This window comes from Liberibacter crescens BT-1 (assembly GCF_000325745.1).
GTDB lineage: Bacteria > Pseudomonadota > Alphaproteobacteria > Rhizobiales > Rhizobiaceae > Liberibacter > Liberibacter crescens.
Map to the genome: position 1 here is coordinate 1,191,720 of NC_019907.1, position 18,997 is coordinate 1,210,716.

The window sequence follows — 18,997 nt, forward strand, 5'->3', positions numbered from 1 at the left end:
CTTTATACTATCCATAAAAAAGAAAAAAGACTTGCAGCATTCAAAACCATCAACGTTGATCTAAAGGAACATAATCACGTTTTTCAAAGCCAATATACAGCTGACGAGGACGACCTATACGTTTAGAGGAATCCTCTAACATCTCTGTCAACTGAGCAATCCATCCTGCAGTTCGTGCAACTGCAAACAATACCGGAAATAAACTGGACGGGAAACCAATCGCTCTCAAGATTAAACCAGAATAAAAATCAACATTCGGATAAAGTTTTCTTTCAATAAAATACTCATCCTTTAAAGCAAGCTTTTCTAATTCCAGAGCCACTTGCATAATAGGATCATTTTCGTTTCCAGTCGCCTTAAGCACTTCGTACATAGTCTTTTGCATAATCCGGGCACGAGGGTCATAGTTTTTATACACACGATGTCCGAAACCTGATACTCGGAAAGAACTATTCTTATCCTTAGCACGCGCTATATACTCTGGAACTCGTTCAGGAGAACCAATTTCTATCAACATATTGAGCGCTGCTTCATTTGCCCCCCCATGCGCTGGACCTCCAAGACATGCGATACCAGCAGCAATACAAGAAAAAGGATTAGCCCCAGATGAACCGGCCAACCTTACTGTAGATGTAGATGCATTCTGTTCATGATCAGCATGCAAAATAAATATACGATCTATAGCACGCGATAATATTGGATCAATATGATATTCCTCACACGGAATTGAAAAGAACATATTCAAAAAATTAGCAGAATAGTCTAGATCATTTCTGGGATAGGAGAAAGGTTGTCCTATAGAATGTTTATAAGTCATTGCAGCTAAAGTAGGCATCTTGGCAATCATTCTTAATGATGCAACCATACGCTGATAAGGGTTTCCTACATCTGTAGAATCATAATAAAATGCTGAAAGAGCACTAACAGCTCCCATCATCACAGACATAGGATGAGAAGAAGGAGAAAAGCCTTTGAAAAAGCGAGACATATGCTCATTCACCATTGTATGTCTAGATATTCTATAATTAAAATCTTTTTTCTGGCTAACAGTAGGAAGCTCTCCGTAAAGCAATAAATAACAAACTTCAAGAAAATCACTTTTTTCTGAAAGTTGCTCAATAGGGTAGCCACGATGTAATAATACCCCTTTCTCGCCATCAATAAATGTTATACAAGATTCACAGGAAGCAGTAGAGGAAAAACCTATATCATAAGTAAATACCTCTAAATCCTTATACAAAGAAGAAATATCTATAACAGGTGGCCCAAGGGTGCCGCTTTTGATATGTAGCTTTGCTTCCTTATTTCCTAATTTCAGTGTTGCAACCTTATCTGTCATGAACTCCCCCCAATAAAAATATCCTTACAAAATTACTATAAACTCTAATATTTCAATTATATAACGTCCATATACAAAATCTAAGTTAACTAATCTATTGCCGATAGTTCTAAATTTTAAATTAATTTATATAAAAAGAATAATAATGTTGAAATTTAAAAACTTAGTACCAGTTATATTCACTCTTCTATCTTTCAAGTTATTACTTAACCAATATTTTTTGAAAAAATTTTCTATTTCAAAACCTAGCTTTGCCGATAAAGGATTTAAAAATAAAATATACAAACCTCTTTATCTACAACTTTCAAATAGCATCAAAACAGAATTAGAATATGGTCGTCCTTTCATATTTATTCCTGTCTTTTTAGCATTCGGAGCAACTCTCTGGTTTCTTCAAGAAAAAAATATCTCCCTGTCATTAATTGTTACAGGATTTATACTCTCAACAATATCAACTATACTCTCTTCTCGTTGTTCTCTGGCAATGTTTCTATTTACGGGAGCAATAACGTGCACCTTTATGGGAGCAATACTGGCAGCCAGCGAAACAAAACGAAAACCCAAAATCATGCTTTTCAAGCCTATCACAGTAGAATTACGAGGCTTAATAGAAAAACGTGAAGCTATGGGAAATGAAAAATGGCGTTATCTCGTTAAAATTCTTGATGTCAAAGGCATTTCTCTGGATTCTTTCCCGCAAAGAGCAATAATATCTACTGTTATAAAACATAAACCTTTTATGCAAGGAAAAATCATACAAGGACTGGCAAGATTATCACCACCATCGGGTCCGGTTCTACCTCGTCTTTTTGATTTCAGGTTTTTCTCCTACTTTAAAAGTATAGGAGCAAACGGTTATTTCTATGGTTTGCCAATCTTAAGCCAATATACTGACAAAGATCCAAAACCTAGTTTAATATCTCAGTTAAGCATGTTACTTGATAGAGCACGTACATATATCGGTGAATATATCCGTCATAAAATTCCTGGAGATTCAGGAGCTTTTGCAGCTGCTCTCGTTACAGATGAACGTCGAGCGATTTCTCTTGAGACTAACGAAGCTCTGAGAAAATCTGGCCTTTCACATATCATAGCAATCTCCGGACTTAATATGGCTATTGCAGCAGGACTTTCTTTCCTGGGCATACGCAAAACACTCTCTTTATTTCCAAATTTTACAGAACGCTTTGCAATTAAGAAAATTGCAGCTTTTGGAGCGCTTTTTACAGTCACAATCTATTTTTTGATATCAGGATTCAGTGTTTCTGCGCAAAGAGCTTATTTAATGACCGTTATTACATTAATTTCTATCCTACTTGATAGAATTTCAATCTGTTTACATAATATTGCATTGACTGCTCTTGTTATCCTTTTTATAACACCTTCAGAAGTCATGGGGCCTAGTTTTCAAATGTCGTTTGCAGCGACTATAGCTCTTGTAGCAAGCTATACAAAGTGGGAAAACAAAGCTATCTCTCACCCTCTTCTCAAGACATTCCGTTATGGAATTATAATTACTGGCATAATAGATTTTTTTAAAAAAATTCTATTAACATCTTTAATAAGCAGCCTAGCAACTTCTCTCTTTTTAATTCAACATTTTCATAACATTGTGGTATATGGATTTCTTGCCAATCTCGCTGCCATACCGTTACTATCATTCATAGTTATCCCTGCAGCTTTTGCTACAATATTTTTAATACCTCTCTCTTTAGATCATATTCCTCTGCAAATCATGGGCTGGGGATTGGAGCTGATTATTGCTATTGCACAAAGTATTTCAAGATGGGGAAATGTCATTTATATAGGAAGAATACCCTCTGTATTATTTATCAGTTTGCTTATTGGCTTTCTTATATTAACACTACTTAAAACTGCTCTTTGTCATATTGGAACTATCATTATAGTCTTATCTATGAGCGCATTCTTTTTTCTTCATCCAACTCCTAAACCTGATCTTTTAATATCTGATAATGGTCGTTTAGTTGCTTTTGTAAAAGAAGACACTCTCTTCACCAACCGTACGAATCCACCACGCTTTATATTTTCACAATGGCAAACAGCACTAGCAGCGAAAAATCATCAAAAACCCCAGAAAATAAATAATAAAAGGATTCCCAGTGAATGGGATCAAAAATCTATAAAAATATTGTTAAATTCATTTCCCTTTAGACAATTTGTATGCATTGATAAATTATTATGTACTGGACAACATGAAACTGGAACAATTATTTCTGTAATTGAAAAGATAGAATCTATAAATATAGCTTGCAAAACTTCTGATGTTATAGTGACTGCAATTAATATAGACCCTGCACTATGTAATGTTCGACTATTAATAACTCCGAAAATTTTACGTAAAAGCGGCTCATTAGAAATCATCATTATCAAGTCGCCAAAGAAAAATGAAAAACCAACTTTCGTGATTAAGAATTCTACTAATGACACAGAACGCCCTTGGAGATATTCAACTCAACCACAATTCAAAGACTAAAATCATATCTCATCATTTTATAATGGCCATTATATCTCAATATCGTCGAATCAATCCTACTAATTTACCCTGAATTTTTACATTTTTAGGGGGGAATATCCGCGTTTTATATGCGGGATTAGCGGCCTCCAAAGCAATAGAATCTCCTTTTCGACGAAATCGTCTTAAGGTAGCTTTCTCTTCATTAAGAAGCGCCACAACAACATCCCCTGAATTTGCAGTTTCACAGCTGCATATAATAACAGTATCACTATCTAAGATACCAACTCCATTCATTGAATCTCCCTCAACTTCAAGAGCATAATGGTTCCCTAATATTTGAAACATATTAATAGGAATCATGATTTCATGTGTGTTATTTTGAATATTAGATATAGGCACTTCTGCTGCTATATGACCCATGAAAGGCACCGAGGAAAAACCCATATTTTGCTTGCGGGATAAGCCTTCTGCGCTATGATAAGAAAAATTATTGCCAACTTTAGTGTTTGACATCAGATCATCAGGAAGTCTAAGGATCTCTAAGGCACGAGCCCTCTTGGGCAGTCGACGAATAAAGCCTCTTTCTTCCAATGCGATTATTAAGCGATGAATACTTGCTTTTGACACAAGTCTCAACGCATCTTTCATTTCATCAAAAGATGGGGATACACCTGTTTGTCTTATGCGTCCATGAATAAAAAGTAAGAGTTCCTGCTGCTTACGCGTTAACATTTAAAAACTAACCCTCGCGCCATCTATGCGGCATGATATATATATTCACCTTACTTCTGTAATAGTTAAAAAGCTTATATTAGCTTGTCCTATAATGATAAAAAATACGACCAAATTATAATCCCTACTAAAAAAAACATAAAAAGTTCTTTTAAAGATAAAATATGAGGTATTCTTAATCATATTTTATAAAAGATTAACTTTTTAGAACCCATAGAACATATTCACTCACATAAAAACCTAACTTACATTAAAAACATTTGTCCTAATTTTAACAACAATTTTTTTACCATTTCAAGTTAGAGAATATTGAAAAATTAAAATGATAAAAACTCATACAGAAATTCACATAGAGAATAAACCATCACTCATAACTTTTTCTAATTCAAAACCCATATCTTTGATTGCTGGTCCATGCCAATTAGAAAGTCGTGAGCATGCATTTATGATGGCAGGAAGATTAATCGAAATTTGCCAATCATTTGATATTGGCCTTGTTTATAAATCTTCTTTTGACAAGGCGAATCGCAGCTCATTAACAAGTCAACGCGGAATTGGAATAGATAAAGGATTGGAAATTTTATTAGACTTGAAAAAAGCCTATAATTTGGCAATAACGACAGATATTCACACAGAAATGCAATGTGAAATTGTAGCGCCCGTCGTTGATATTTTGCAAATTCCTGCATTTCTTTGCCGTCAAACAGATTTGTTAGTTGCAGCAGCACGAACAGGACGTATCATTAACGTCAAAAAAGGACAATTTCTTTCACCATGGGATATGAAGAATGTCCTGCATAAACTTAACGCTAATGGTGCATTAGATGTATTATTGTGTGAACGTGGTGTGTCTTTTGGCTACAATACACTAGTATCTGATATGCGTGCTCTACCCATCATGGCAGCCATGGGCGCACCTGTAATCTTTGATGCCAGCCACTCTGTTCAACAGCCTGGAGGGCAAGGGGATCGTTCTGGTGGACAACATGAATTTATTGCACCTCTTACAAGAGCTGCTGTTGCTGTAGGTGTTGCAGGTATTTTTATTGAAACACATCAAGATCCTGACAAAGCTCCATCTGATGGACAAAACATGCTAAAACTAGATAAACTGCCAGAACTTTTAGAACAAGTAATTGCTATCGATAATATTGTAAAGCTGGTATAAAATCAATGTAAGCACAATCATAGTGTTAATATACATACTTAATATAAGATAAATATCCCTATTTAAACCAACATCTTCAGGAGGAAAATCATGTCATCAATTACCAATATAATTGCCCGTGAAATTCTTGACAGTCGAGGCAATCCAACTATTGAAGTTGATGTACATCTCACAAATGGCAGTATCGGCCGCGCTGCTGTTCCTTCTGGATCATCGACTGGATCTTATGAAGCAATCGAATTACGCGATCATGACAATCGTTATTTTGGTAAAGGCGTACAAAAAGCTGTTATGGCAGTGAATGAAAAAATTTGCGAAGCGCTGGTGGGACTTGATGCCAGACATCAGCGTCAAATTGACAATATCATGATTGAGCTTGATAGCACTCCCAATAAAGCTCTTCTCGGGGCTAATGCTATTCTTGGTGTATCACTTGCTGTTGCTAAAGCTGCTGCACAAACATGTTGCTTACCTCTTTATCGTTATATAGGTGGTTGTAATGCTTATATTCTTCCTGTTCCAATGATGAACATCATTAATGGTGGTATTCATGCTGATAATACAATTGATTTTCAAGAATTTATGATAGTTCCAGCAGGTGCAAAAAATATTTGTGAAGCCCTCCGCATAGGTTCAGAAGTATTTCATACATTAAAAAAGGAGCTTATTAAACACGGATATAACACTAATGTTGGAGACGAAGGTGGTTTTGCTCCTGAGTTGAAACAAGCTGCAGATGTACTTGATTTTATCATGGAATCTATTCAAAAAGCTGGATATATACCTGGAGAAGAAATATTTATTGCACTTGACTGTGCTGCAAATGAACTTTTTAAAGATGGAAAATATATCCTAAAAGGGGAAAATCTCATTCTAGAATCAAAGGATATGGCTCAATATCTTTCTAATCTAGTGCAGAAATATCCTATTATTTCTATTGAAGACGGTATGTCAGAAGATGATTTTGATGGCTGGAAAACCTTGACAGATAAAATAGGTTCTACATGTCAACTCGTTGGCGATGATTTATTTGTAACCAATTCTTCTCGTTTAATGCATGGAATTAAAATGGGCATCGCGAATTCCATGCTTGTTAAGTTTAATCAAATAGGTTCCCTTTCAGAAACAATGGATGCGATAGAAACAGCTCATAAAGCAAACTACACTACTATTGTTTCACATCGTTCAGGAGAAACAGAAGATACAACAATTTCTGATTTGGCAGTTGCAACCAACTGCAAGCAAATCAAAACAGGCTCTTTAACACGTTCTGATCGACTTGCAAAATATAATCAATTAATTCGTATTGAAAAAGAATTAGGGAAAGACGCAAAATTTGCAGGGCTTTCTGTTGTACGCTCCCCATTAAAGAGCACTTGAATTAATTTTTTTTATAAATTGACTTTTATTTTATAAAATTCAACTTAAATTAACTGGCTTCGGATATTTTTGTCTCACTAATCGTTATCACATGAAGCGTTTTCGAGTATGTGGACAAAACATCATAAAAAAAATATACTTTTTAGATTAATTTTTCAAACTATTGCTATTGCATTTATAATTTATTTTGGGAATCATGCGATAGTAGGAAGCTATGGATTAAAAGCAACTGAAGCTTTAGAAAACCGCCGTGTTAATTATGAATATCAGCTGGAAACGTTAAAAAATTTTCGGATGAAATTAGAACGGAAGGTAGAATTAATGCGTGATGGCTCTTTAGAAAAAGATATGTTAGATGAAAAAGCGCGGTATAATCTTAATTTGTCTCGCTCCGATGAAATCGTTATATTCTATTCCTATTTCTAGTTAACAGTTCATTTCTTGTTTGTAAAAAATAAATGCGCTTTAATTAGTTTCTTTGATAGAAGAGCGTATAAATATGTTCTTATAATTGCTGTATAAGAGTTTTCTTATGTTTTTTTATAGAACATCTAGTAAAAGAAAGAGTATTACAGGCATCAATAGGAGGTGTGAATGGTATTGAATAAAACTCACCCTGTTTTAAAATGTAAAAATGAAAAAGAACTTATTGCGACTAATTATTTTGATAATTCAATGATTATTGACCTTAATTGTCAGCAGGAGCTATTCGCATATCGGGAAATGTTACTTATTCGTCGATTTGAAGAAAAAGCTGGCCAACTATACGGCATGGGTTTGATTGGTGGCTTTTGTCACCTTTATATAGGTCAAGAAGCTGTAGCAGTTGGTGTAAAGATGTCTCTTGAAGAAGGAGATCAAATGATCACTGGCTATCGGGATCATGGACATATCCTTGCTTGTTCAGTGGATGCGTCTACAGTAATGGCAGAGTTAACAGGCCGTCGTAATGGGATATCAAAAGGCAAAGGCGGTTCCATGCATATGTTTTCAAAAAAACATGGATTCTATGGAGGTCATGGAATTGTTGGTGCACAAGTATCCCTTGGGACAGGGATTGCTTTTGCTAATAAGTATCGTAATACTGACCGCGTTTGTGCTGTTTATTTTGGTGACGGTGCAGCAAACCAAGGGCAGGTTTATGAAAGCTTTAATATGGCTGCTCTCTGGAATTTAGGTGTCATTTACATCATTGAAAATAATCAATACGCTATGGGCACCTCAGTTAAGCGTGCATCTGCACAATCTGATCTTTCGAAAAGAGGCGATTCTTTTGGCATTCCAAGCATGAAAATTGATGGCATGGATATACGAGCTGTCAAAGGAGCTACAGACAAAGCTGTCCAACATTGTCGTCTTGGTAATGGGCCAATTATAATAGAAATGCTTACCTATCGTTACAGAGGTCACTCCATGTCTGATCCTGCAAGCTATCGTGCTCGAGAAGAAGTAGAAATGATGCGCTCTGAACATGACCCAATTGAAAAAGTACGCATGAGATTGCTAGAAAAGGAATGGGCTAGTGAAAACGATCTCAAGATCATAGAGAGTGAAGTACGCAAAATTATAACAGCGAGCGCCAATTTTGCACAAAATGATATGGAACCTGATGAATCTGAACTTTATCTTGATATTCTACTCTAACTCAGGAGCGGATCAATGATATCTGTTGAAGTGCTTATGCCTGCATTATCTCCGACTATGGAGGAAGGAAAGATTTATAAGTGGACAAAAAACGAAGGTGATTTTATAAAACAAGGTGATATTATTTGTGAAGTTGAAACTGACAAGGCTGTTATGGAAGTCGAATCTGTCTATGAGGGGGTTCTTGATAAGATAATAGTTCCTGAAGGAACTGAAAATATTAAAGTTAATAATGTAATTGCCATTATATTACAGGAAGATGACGTTGTTGATGTTAATTCAATGCCTTCAGTGAGTTCTTTTGAGAAAAAAACTCAGTTTTCACAAAATTCATTACTCAATATAACCGATAAAGGAGGTTCTTTGATAACATCTTCAGTTGATAAGACGTCTAAAACAGATGATATTCACTACCCTGAAATACCTAAAGATGTACCAACAGTTTCAATAACTGTACGGGAGGCATTGCGTGATGCTATAGCTGAAGAAATGCGTCGTGATCCAAACGTATTTATTATGGGCGAAGAAGTAGCAGAATATCAGGGGGCCTATAAAATTACTCAAGGACTTCTGCAGGAATTTGGTGCAGGGCGAGTTATAGATACGCCAATCAGTGAACATGCTTTCGCAGGCATTGGTGTTGGAGCAGCCTTTACAGGTCTAAAACCAATCGTGGAATTTATGACTTTTAATTTTGCTATGCAAGCAATAGACCAGATCATTAATTCTGCTGCAAAGACTCGTTACATGTCTGGCGGACAAATAGAGGTACCTATTGTTTTTCGTGGTCCTAATGGAGCAGCAGCACGCGTTGCAGCACAACATTCACAATGTTATGCTGCATGGTATAGTCATATTCCAGGCCTTAAGGTTGTTATGCCATACAATGCCTCTGATGCCAAAGGACTTCTAAAAGCGGCAATTCGTGATCCAAATCCTGTTATTTTCTTGGAAAATGAAATTCTTTATGGACAAACTTTTGAAGTCCCTGTTTCGGATGATCTGTTGATTCCTATAGGAAAAGCACGTGTTCATTTCAAAGGTAATGATGCAACTATAGTATCTTTTGGTATTGGTATGACGTATGCCATAAAAGCAATTGCTGAATTAGAAAAAGAAAATCTAAATATAGAGCTCATAGATTTGCGTACTATACGCCCAATGGATATTAAAACTATTGTAGAATCAGTAAAAAAAACAGGTCGTCTTGTGACTGTTGAAGAAGGCTATCCTCAATCATCTGTTGGTGCCGAAATAGCAACCCGTGTACAACAACAGGCATTTGATTATCTTGATGCTCCTATTCTAACAATTACAGGAAAAGATGTGCCAACACCATATGCTTCAAATCTTGAAAAACTTGCTCTTCCGAGTGTAGAGGAGATCATTGAAGCAGTGAAGATTGTCTGTTACAAAAACAAGGTGAAAAATTAATGACAATTAAAATAACTATGCCTGCATTATCTCCAACCATGGAGGAAGGGAAAATAGCAAAGTGGCTAGTTAAGGAAGGCGACAGTGTATCTTCAGGCGATATTATTTGTGAGATTGAAACTGACAAGGCTATCATGGAAGTCGAATCTGTCTATGAAGGCATTGTAGAAGAGATCACAGTCCCTGAAGGAACTGAGAATGTTAAAGTTAACTCTGTTATTTTACTTCTATCTGGCGAAGACGATAGTGATATCTCTGAACCAAGTAATATATCACAGACTCAACACCCCTCTTCTTCTCCTGAGGAAATCTTATCAAACCCGCTTTCAAGGGAAAATTCTGCTGAATTAAATCAGTTGGAAATATCAATTAACAAAGAAAAAGTATTTTCTTCACCTCTTGCTCGTCGTATTGCAAAAGAAAAAAATATTGACATATTTTCTATTAAAGGATCTGGCCCTTATGGTCGTGTTATTAAAAGAGATGTAGAAAATTCTCTGCCAACAAACCATGATATTCTGAATATAAAAGCACCTTCATCATCATTTGGTAGTGGTTTGATGCCTGATGCCTCTATATTGAAATTATTTGAAAAAGGTTCTTATGACTTGGAACCTCATGATAGCATGCGTAAAACCATTGCAGCAAGGCTTCAACAAGCTACACAAACAATTCCGCATTTTTATGTATCTATAGATTGTGAGATTGATCAACTCCTTGCTTTAAGAAGTCAAATTAATACTTCAATATCAATACACAATGATCAATCTTCTATCAAAATTTCAGTAAATGACATGGTAATCAAAGCTCTTGCTATGTCCATGTTAAAAGTTCCAAGTGCTAATGTCTCCTGGACAGAAACCGCATTAATTAAACATCATCATGTTGATGTAGCAGTTGCAGTTCGTATCCAGGGAGGATTAATAACCCCTATTATTCGTAAAGCCGATCAGAAAAAAATCATTGATATTTCTCAAGAAATGAAAGAACTTGGACGTCGTGCTAAAGAAAAAAAACTTAAGCCAGAAGAATATCAAGGAGGTATGACTTCTATATCTAATATGGGAATGTTAAATATAAAGAGTTTTTCTTCTATTATTAATCCTCCTCAATCAACTATTCTTGCAGTAGGCACTGGTGAAAAAAGGCCTGTTGTTAAAAATAATGAGATAAAAATTGCAACTGTAATGACAGTAACTCTTTCTGCTGACCACCGCGCTATAGATGGAGCTCTTGCTGCTGAACTTTTGCTTGCTTTTAAGAGTTACATTGAAAATCCAGCAGGAATTTTAATATAACTTATTACGGTACATTTCTATTATATAAACTTTTTTATAAGGAGAACACTCCCAAAAATGGACGCGCTTATGTCAAATACTTATGATATTGCTATCATTGGATCAGGTCCTGCTGGATATGTTGCAGCTATACGTGCTACTCAGCTTGGTTTTAAAGTAGCGATTATTGAACGTGAACATTTAGGTGGTATTTGTTTGAATTGGGGGTGTATTCCTACAAAGTCTCTTCTGCGTTCTGCTGAAATATTAGACTATATTCATAAGGCGAAATCCTATGGTATAGACGTAGAAGGGAAAGTAACTGCAAACATAAAAGAAATAATACAACGTTCTCGCAATGCTTCTTCACAATTAAATAATGGCATATCCTTTTTAATGCGGAAAAATAAAATTGATGTCATATGGGGTGAAGCAATGATAAATAGCCCCAATGAAATTATAGTATCGAAATCCTCTAAACCAGCGGTTCAACCACAACATCCTGTTCCCAAGGACGTTCTTGGAGAAGGTGTTTATAAAGCAAAACATATTATTATTGCTACAGGTGCACGTCCACGTTCTCTTCCAGAAATACAGCCTAATAATAAATTGATATGGACCTATTTTGAGGCTTTAAAACCAGAAAAAAACCAAAATCTTTAATTATAGTAGGTTCCGGCGCTATCGGAGTTGAGTTTGCTTCTTTTTATAGATCTTTAGGAGTACAAGTAACACTTTTAGAATTAAAACCTAATATTCTACCTACAGAAGACTTAGAAATTTCTATGATTGTTGGTAAAGCTCTTGAAAAAAAAGGAATAAAAATTATAACTGAAGCAAAAATTTCTCTTGTTAAGCAAGAATTAGATTCGATCTCTGTTAAGATAGAAAATCAAACTGGCTTTTTAAATTCAATAACAGCTGATCATCTTATATTGGCTAGTGGTGTTCAAGGAAATATTGAGAATATCGGTTTAGAAAAGCTAGGAGTAAAAACCAATAATGGATGTATCCTTGTAGATGGTTATGGTCGCACAAATGTAACCGGAATTTATGCCATTGGTGATGTAGCTGGTGCACCAATGCTCGCTCATAAGGCAGAACATGAAGCGATAATATGTGTCGAGAAAATTGCATCTGTTCCTGACACACATCCTCTTGATAAGAGAAAAATTCCTGGATGTATATATTGTAATCCTCAAGTTGCGTCTGTTGGGATCACAGAAGAAGAAGCTAAAAATCAAGGCCTTGATATTTGTGTTGGGCGTTATCCATTTTCTGCTAATGGGAAAGCTGTTGCACTTGGTGAAGACACCGGTATGATTAAAACTATTTTTGATAGAAATACTGGAGAACTCTTAGGAGCACATATGGTTGGGTTAGAAGTGACTGAACTTATTCAAGGTTTTGTAACCGCAATGAACCTGGAAACTACAGAAAAAGAACTCATGAATACTGTATTCCCTCACCCCACACTTTCAGAGATGATGAAAGAAAGTGTTCTTGATGCTTATGGTCGTGTTATTAATGCATAAAGGATTTTTTAAATCACTTTAAAAACTTAATTTATTTCTATTGAACGAAAAACTTCATTTTTTGTAGGCAAGCTAAGCTCTTGAGGAAAAAGTTGTTAACTCTTCTCTTATATCAAATTAATGTGCTTAATAGTTTCTAGGCTTGCAATACAAGATCAGATTGACTTATAATTAACCGCTTTGATTTAATTATTATTATAATATTTTGTCTTTTATTCTTAACTTGATTGAGGAAGTTATGGTCACGCTTTTTGATGTGAATAGTAAAAAGCAACCTTCTTATACTTCTAAATGGATAAAAAGTCCTATAGGGAAGGATCGACATCCTGAGAAGTTTCATAAACCTGATACAGAAATTATAAACAAACCAGATTGGATTCGTGTACGTTCTTCTCTTTCAAAGGGATATAATGAAACCTATAAAATAGTACGTGATAATAACTTAGTAACAGTATGTGAAGAAGCAGGATGCCCAAATATTGGTGAATGCTGGAGTAAAAAACATGCTACTTTTATGATTATGGGCATGATTTGCACAAGGGCTTGTGCATTTTGTAATGTTGCTACTGGAAAACCGGCGCCATTAGATCCAGAAGAACCTCAAAATATATCACAAGCTGTTAAAGCTATGCAGCTTTCACATGTAGTTATTACATCTGTTGATCGTGATGATCTTATGGATGGAGGAGCTGAACATTTTGAAAAAGTTATACATGCAATTAGACAAAACTCTCCATCTACAACTATTGAAGTTCTAACACCAGATTTTTTGCGTAAACCAGGAGCTTTAGAACGAGTTATTGCTGCAAAGCCTGATGTATTTAATCATAACCTTGAGACAGTAGCTTCCAATTATCTTACAGTGCGCCCTGGAGCTCGTTATTTTCATTCTATACGGCTTTTACAACGAGCAAAAGAACTCGATTCAACAATTTTTACAAAATCCGGTATTATGGTAGGTCTTGGTGAAAAAAGAAATGAAGTTCTACAGCTTATGGATGATTTGCGTACTGCTGAAGTTGATTTTTTAACCATTGGACAATACCTCCAACCAACAAGGAAGCATCATAAAGTAGACAGCTATATTACTCCTGAAGAGTTTAAATCCTATGAGACAATAGCATACACAAAAGGTTTTTTAATGGTTTCATCAAGCCCTTTAACACGGTCATCTCACCATGCAGGCGATGATTTTATACGATTGAAAGATGCACGCAACAAACAACTATTGTTCTAAATGATTTAGTGTTATCATCAGATATTAATTTCGAAAAGTCATTACCTCAGTTTTTCACCAATACGCTTATTTAATCTTGGATAGAGAGCAAGGAATAGACAGCAAGTACTATGAATCATGTTAACACCCGCCGCATCGTTAAATATAATTCTGATAAAATGTTTGATTTGGTCGCCGATATAGAAAGCTATCCTCAATTCGTACCACTTTGTAAAACACTAACAATTAAATCTCGTGAACAGCTTGATGATAAACTATTACTTGTCAGTGAAATGACAGTCGGTTACATGGGCATTCATGAAAGCTTAACAACTCAAGTTTTACTTCAAAAATCTTTGAAAAAGATAGATGTTCAATATATTAATGGCCCCTTTCATTTTTTAAATAATTACTGGGATTTTAAAAGCATCAGTGATAATAGCTGTGAGGTTATTTTCTACCTTGAATATGAGTTGAAAAATCGTTTATTTAATGCACTAATTAAGAAAATGTTTGATCATACTTTTCGTGTTTTTGTAGAGGCATTTGAAAAACGTGCCCAAATAGTCTACGGCTCCAGTGTTTGTTGAGAAATTGTTCTTAACATATCAAGTGCTTCAACTAAAATAGTAAAGCGCGTTTCTAATCTATCCAATGATAGATCATTAATTTTACTATGAATAAAATTTCCTGACTGTGAAATAGCGACTACATGAGCTAAACCTACCGGCTTTTCTAGAGAGCCTCCTCCAGGACCAGCAATACCTGTAGCAGAAATTGCAAAAGTTGCATGACTAAAAATTAATGCACCTTGTGCCATTTCCAAAGCTGTCTGAAAAGAGACTGCTCCCCAAGTTTCCAAAGTTTTTTGGCTAACTCCAAGAAATCGCATTTTTGCTCTATTAGAATATACTAAAAACCCATATTCTATAATAGCAGAAGCACCAGGAATGTCAGTTAATAAAGAAGAAATCAATCCCCCTGTACATGATTCTGCTGTTGCTATAGTATATTTACGAGCTGTCAAATCTACCACCAACTGTTTTGCATGAGCTCGAAGTTCTACAGGCCAGAATTTCATATCTCAATTCTCTTTTTTGTATAGAAAACCAATCTTCTTATAGAAACTCTTTAAAATATCAAATAAAAATTAATGTATTCATAGCATTCTCTCATTAAGAGATTTTCCTACTTTATTAAAAATAGTACTTTAATGAGTTTATAATAATATAAGTATTACATAATATAATGTTTGAAATTATACATGTAATACGATATTAAAAAACGAAAGATAGAAAACTTTAATAAAAGTTTTATTAAAATATGGCTGATATGTAATCTTCTGAAAAATAAGAAAGATTTAGTGGTAGTTTCTCTGTTTTACAGTAGAGATTTTTAAATTGTCTCTTTCTTTAAAGAAAAGTTTGGTATTATAAGTGTTTGATGTTAAAACATGTGAGTAAGGGTACATTTTTTGTATGTTATGCCAAATTAGAAATTCTCTTTTAGCTAGATAGAGGCTATATAATCTTTCAAAATCTTAGAAAGTATAATCAAAGAATACAAGTTCTACTCTACCAAGGAGATATGATATGGGGACTTTTAGTATTTGGCATTGGCTAATTGTTCTAGTGATTTTGCTCCTTTTATTTGGACGTGGCAAAATTCCTGAATTAATGGGCGATTTAGCAAAAGGAATTAAAAACTTTAAAAAAGGCATGTCAGAGGATGAGCAAGATGCAACTTATAAAGAAGAAACAAAATCTACAATAGATCATAAAAATGACAAGCAGCATTGATAGTTTTGAATTTTTCATTTAATCGGTTAGTTATATTGTTTAATCTTATAACTCATCAATAAAGGATAGCTAAAGATTTAGATGTTTTACATTGGCTGGAGTGAGCTTCTAATTATTATTGTTGTTCTGATTATATTTGTTAATCCTGAAGAACTTCCTGCTCTTTTACGAAATCTTGGTCGTATAAATGCAAAAATACGACGAATTACTTTAGATATTCAGAGCAAATTTGAGAAAGCATTGGATGATACAGAAATCAAACAAATCCATAAAGAAATTGAAGATGTAATCCATACAAATACAAAAGAAGAAAATTCTTCCTTATCAGGAAATCGTCTACAAGATTATCATGATTATGATCATTTAAACATAAATCAAACTTCTACATCAGAGGCATCATCGAAAAAAAACGTATCGTTGTCTGAATCGATACACCAACCAGAATCTTCTCATCGGGTCGCTCAATATGAGAAAGATTCCTCTGAAAAGGATCCTATAAGAGATCTCAATACTATCCAGCAAGATGATCAAAGCAATTTATCTTCTAAATCAAAAAGAGCAAAAAAAGAACTCCTTCTAAACAAAATGAGATAAAAAATACAGAAAGTAGTTGATAAGCATGCTCTACGAAGAAAAATCGCAATCAATTATTGAACATTTAATAGAATTGCGAACTCGCTTGATATGGTCACTAGTTTTTTTTTAATAGCATTTTTATTTTGTTTTCATTTTTCTAAACAATTATTTAACTATATGCTTATTCCTTACAAGTGGGCTGTATTGCTAGCAAAAGCAGATATATCAAAATCTCAACTCATATATACAGCTCCACAAGAATTTTTCTTGACCCAAATCAAAATTGGAATGTTTGGAGCTCTCGTAATTTCTTTTCCAGTCTTTGTAACTCATATATATAAATTTATTGCTCCAGGTCTTTATAAAAATGAACGTTCTGCATTCTTGCCTTTTTTAATCGTTGCACCTATTCTCTTTTCTCTTGGTACAATACTAGTCTATTTCTTTTTTATACCAATGGTAATGTGTTTGTTTCTATCAATGCAGCAGTATCCAGAGAACGGGCTTTTACCAATTTCTATGCTTCCAAGGGTATCTGAATATCTTGAATTGTTCATGAGTCTTGTCTTTTGTTTTGGATTAATTTTTCAACTTCCAGTTCTTATAACTCTTCTTGCTCGCGTAGAAATGGTTTCTTCAGAATTTCTCGTAAAAAAAAGAAAAATAGCTATTGTTATAGTATTTATAGTGGCTGCCATCATTACTCCACCAGATCCTCTATCACAAATCGGACTTGCCCTGCCTACGATTCTTCTTTATGAAATATCAATTTTTTTCAGCAAAATTTGTAGAACGCAAACGGAATCAAAGAAAAACAGATGGAAATATAAGCAAGGACATCTCCGGAAAAGCTTAATTTCTAATAATCATTTAATCATTGTGAGTGGTAAAATATTATGCTTGATATAAAATGGATTCGTAAGAATCCAAACCTTCTTGATAAGATGTTAAAAAATCGTGGACTTCCCTCTCAAGCTTCATCTATTCTCTCTCTTGATGCGAACCGTTCTAAAGTTATAAAAGCTGTAGAGGATATAAGAGCGCGTCGTAACTATATCTCTAAACAAATTGAACAAGCTTTAGCTGATAAAAATGATATTCTTATACAGAATCTCAAAGAAGAAATTATAAGCTTGAAAACGCAGCTACCAACTTTAGAACATGAAGAACGACAACTCGATATCTCTTTAAAAAACGCTATTTCTTTTCTTCCTAATATTCTTCTTGATGAAGTACCTGTAGGAAGTAGTGAAAATGATAATATTGTTACCCGCGTTGTAGGGGAAAAACCAGACAAATCTTATTTAGGCAAAGAACATTTTGAGATCGGTGAAGCGCTTGGTTATATGGATTTTGAACGCGCTGTAAAATTATCAGGTTCACGTTTTTCTGTTCTAACAAGTCAGTTAGCTTGTCTAGAACGAGCTTTAGGCCAGTTTATGCTGGACATTCATACCACTAAACATAACTATATTGAAATCTCTGCTCCGTTTATAGTACGGAAAGAAGCTATGTATGGAACAGGGCAATTGCCTAAATTTGCGGCAGATATGTTTTGCACCACAGATGAACGTTGGTTAATTCCGACAGCAGAAGTAACATTGACTAATCTTGTAGCCAATGAAATTATCGATCACGATAAGCTTCCATTACGATTTACAGCTTTGACGCCCTCTTTTCGATCAGAAGCTGGATCAGCTGGGCGTGATACACGTGGTATGTTACGACAACATCAATTTTGGAAATGTGAACTTGTTTCTATTACTGATACAAAAAGCTCTGTTACAGAACACGAACGTATGACTGCCTGCGCAGAAGAAATCCTTAAACGACTTGATCTCCATTATCGAGTAGTTAATCTATGCACAAGCGATATTGGTTTTAGTGCTTGTAAAACATACGATATAGAAGTATGGCTTCCAGGACAAAATAATTACCGTGAAATTTCTTCTTGCTCTATTTGTAATGATTTTCAATCTCGACGCATGAATAGCCGTTATCATGATAAAGATAGTAAGTCTTTAAGATTTACGCATACATTAAATGGATCTGGTGTAGCAGTAGGCCGTTGTTTGATCGCCATTTTAGAAACATATCTTAACGAAGATGGTTCTGTTACTATTCCAAATGCTTTATTACCATATATGTGTGGACTCAAGAAAATTGAAAAACTTAATCATTAGCCATAATCAGGTTCTATTCCTTCATATAGGAAAATAATATCAAGAACTCCACAACCATAGAAAAGTTTTTTATACTAAACATGAAGAAAAAGATTGCTAATATTATTATCAAATCCAATATTATCCCGATTCATTGAATGCATATTCAAAAAATATTATTCAAGAATTTCAATAAAAGTTGTATTAGAAAATACTATAATTTCTATAAATTATATGTTCCGTTCTAAAAAAGATATTT

Annotated in this window: 15 protein-coding genes and 2 pseudogenes; 14 read left to right on the forward strand and 3 right to left on the reverse strand. The window is 34.6% G+C overall.

Going from position 1 to position 18,997, the window contains the following annotated elements:
- Positions 1 to 49: 49 nt before the first annotated feature.
- Positions 50 to 1,339: a citrate synthase gene (locus tag B488_RS05325; protein WP_015273512.1), complete on the reverse strand. Its 1,290-nt coding sequence runs from the start codon at positions 1,337 to 1,339 to the stop codon at positions 50 to 52.
- A gap of 145 nt (positions 1,340 to 1,484) precedes the next feature.
- On the opposite strand from B488_RS05325, the gene B488_RS05330 reads away from it, so the two are divergent.
- A complete protein-coding gene (locus tag B488_RS05330) occupies positions 1,485 to 3,833 on the forward strand; it encodes a ComEC/Rec2 family competence protein (RefSeq protein ID WP_015273513.1) in 2,349 nt (782 codons plus the stop codon).
- 36 nt (positions 3,834 to 3,869) lie between these two features.
- Here the strand turns inward: B488_RS05330 and lexA are convergent, their stop codons facing one another.
- Positions 3,870 to 4,547 (reverse strand): transcriptional repressor LexA, encoded by a 678-nt coding sequence (lexA, locus tag B488_RS05335; protein WP_015273514.1) that lies wholly within the window; start codon positions 4,545 to 4,547, stop codon positions 3,870 to 3,872.
- 322 nt (positions 4,548 to 4,869) lie between these two features.
- On the opposite strand from lexA, the gene kdsA reads away from it, so the two are divergent.
- The 9 genes and pseudogenes from kdsA (at position 4,870) to B488_RS05380 (ending at position 14,791) form a co-directional block, all read left to right on the forward strand.
- Positions 4,870 to 5,715, forward strand: a complete 846-nt coding sequence (kdsA, locus tag B488_RS05340; protein WP_015273515.1) for a 3-deoxy-8-phosphooctulonate synthase — start codon at positions 4,870 to 4,872, stop codon at positions 5,713 to 5,715.
- 90 nt (positions 5,716 to 5,805) lie between these two features.
- Positions 5,806 to 7,095 carry a phosphopyruvate hydratase gene (eno, locus tag B488_RS05345; protein ID WP_015273516.1) on the forward strand — a complete coding sequence of 430 codons (1,290 nt, stop codon included), beginning with the start codon at positions 5,806 to 5,808 and terminating at the stop codon, positions 7,093 to 7,095.
- A 108-nt stretch (positions 7,096 to 7,203) separates the two neighbouring features.
- A complete protein-coding gene (locus B488_RS05350; protein ID WP_015273517.1) occupies positions 7,204 to 7,521 on the forward strand; it encodes an FtsB family cell division protein in 318 nt (105 codons plus the stop codon).
- Positions 7,522 to 7,689: 168 nt separating this feature from the next.
- Positions 7,690 to 8,739, forward strand: coding sequence for a pyruvate dehydrogenase (acetyl-transferring) E1 component subunit alpha (pdhA, locus tag B488_RS05355; protein WP_015273518.1), 1,050 nt, complete (start codon positions 7,690 to 7,692; stop codon positions 8,737 to 8,739).
- Positions 8,740 to 8,757: 18 nt separating this feature from the next.
- Positions 8,758 to 10,173: a pyruvate dehydrogenase complex E1 component subunit beta gene (locus tag B488_RS05360; protein WP_041771156.1), complete on the forward strand. Its 1,416-nt coding sequence runs from the start codon at positions 8,758 to 8,760 to the stop codon at positions 10,171 to 10,173.
- A complete protein-coding gene (locus tag B488_RS05365; RefSeq protein ID WP_015273520.1) occupies positions 10,173 to 11,471 on the forward strand; it encodes a pyruvate dehydrogenase complex dihydrolipoamide acetyltransferase in 1,299 nt (432 codons plus the stop codon). The genes B488_RS05360 and B488_RS05365 overlap by 1 nt, the downstream gene beginning before the upstream one ends.
- Before the next feature lie 69 nt (positions 11,472 to 11,540).
- Positions 11,541 to 12,985, forward strand: a pseudogene (gene lpdA / locus B488_RS05370) (dihydrolipoyl dehydrogenase).
- Positions 12,986 to 13,223: 238 nt separating this feature from the next.
- On the forward strand, positions 13,224 to 14,222 hold the full coding sequence (gene lipA, locus B488_RS05375) for a lipoyl synthase (protein ID WP_015273522.1): 999 nt from the start codon (positions 13,224 to 13,226) through the stop codon (positions 14,220 to 14,222).
- A gap of 110 nt (positions 14,223 to 14,332) precedes the next feature.
- Positions 14,333 to 14,791, forward strand: coding sequence for a type II toxin-antitoxin system RatA family toxin (locus tag B488_RS05380; RefSeq protein WP_015273523.1), 459 nt, complete (start codon positions 14,333 to 14,335; stop codon positions 14,789 to 14,791).
- On the opposite strand, the gene B488_RS05385 is transcribed toward B488_RS05380, so the two are convergent.
- Positions 14,770 to 15,282, reverse strand: coding sequence for a CinA family protein (locus tag B488_RS05385; protein WP_015273524.1), 513 nt, complete (start codon positions 15,280 to 15,282; stop codon positions 14,770 to 14,772). The two genes, B488_RS05380 and B488_RS05385, sit on opposite strands and share 22 nt — an antisense overlap.
- A 511-nt stretch (positions 15,283 to 15,793) precedes the next feature.
- Here B488_RS05385 and B488_RS05390 point away from each other — a divergent pair.
- From B488_RS05390 to serS, 4 genes and pseudogenes are all read left to right on the forward strand, one after another.
- On the forward strand, positions 15,794 to 16,000 hold the full coding sequence (locus B488_RS05390) for a twin-arginine translocase TatA/TatE family subunit (protein ID WP_015273525.1): 207 nt from the start codon (positions 15,794 to 15,796) through the stop codon (positions 15,998 to 16,000).
- An 81-nt stretch (positions 16,001 to 16,081) separates the two neighbouring features.
- Positions 16,082 to 16,594, forward strand: a complete 513-nt coding sequence (gene tatB / locus B488_RS06940; protein WP_015273526.1) for a Sec-independent protein translocase protein TatB — start codon at positions 16,082 to 16,084, stop codon at positions 16,592 to 16,594.
- A gap of 25 nt (positions 16,595 to 16,619) precedes the next feature.
- Positions 16,620 to 17,432 (forward strand): annotated as a pseudogene (gene tatC / locus B488_RS05400) (twin-arginine translocase subunit TatC).
- A 40-nt stretch (positions 17,433 to 17,472) separates the two neighbouring features.
- Positions 17,473 to 18,759 (forward strand): serine--tRNA ligase, encoded by a 1,287-nt coding sequence (gene serS / locus B488_RS05405; RefSeq protein WP_015273528.1) that lies wholly within the window; start codon positions 17,473 to 17,475, stop codon positions 18,757 to 18,759.
- Positions 18,760 to 18,997: the final 238 nt, after the last annotated feature.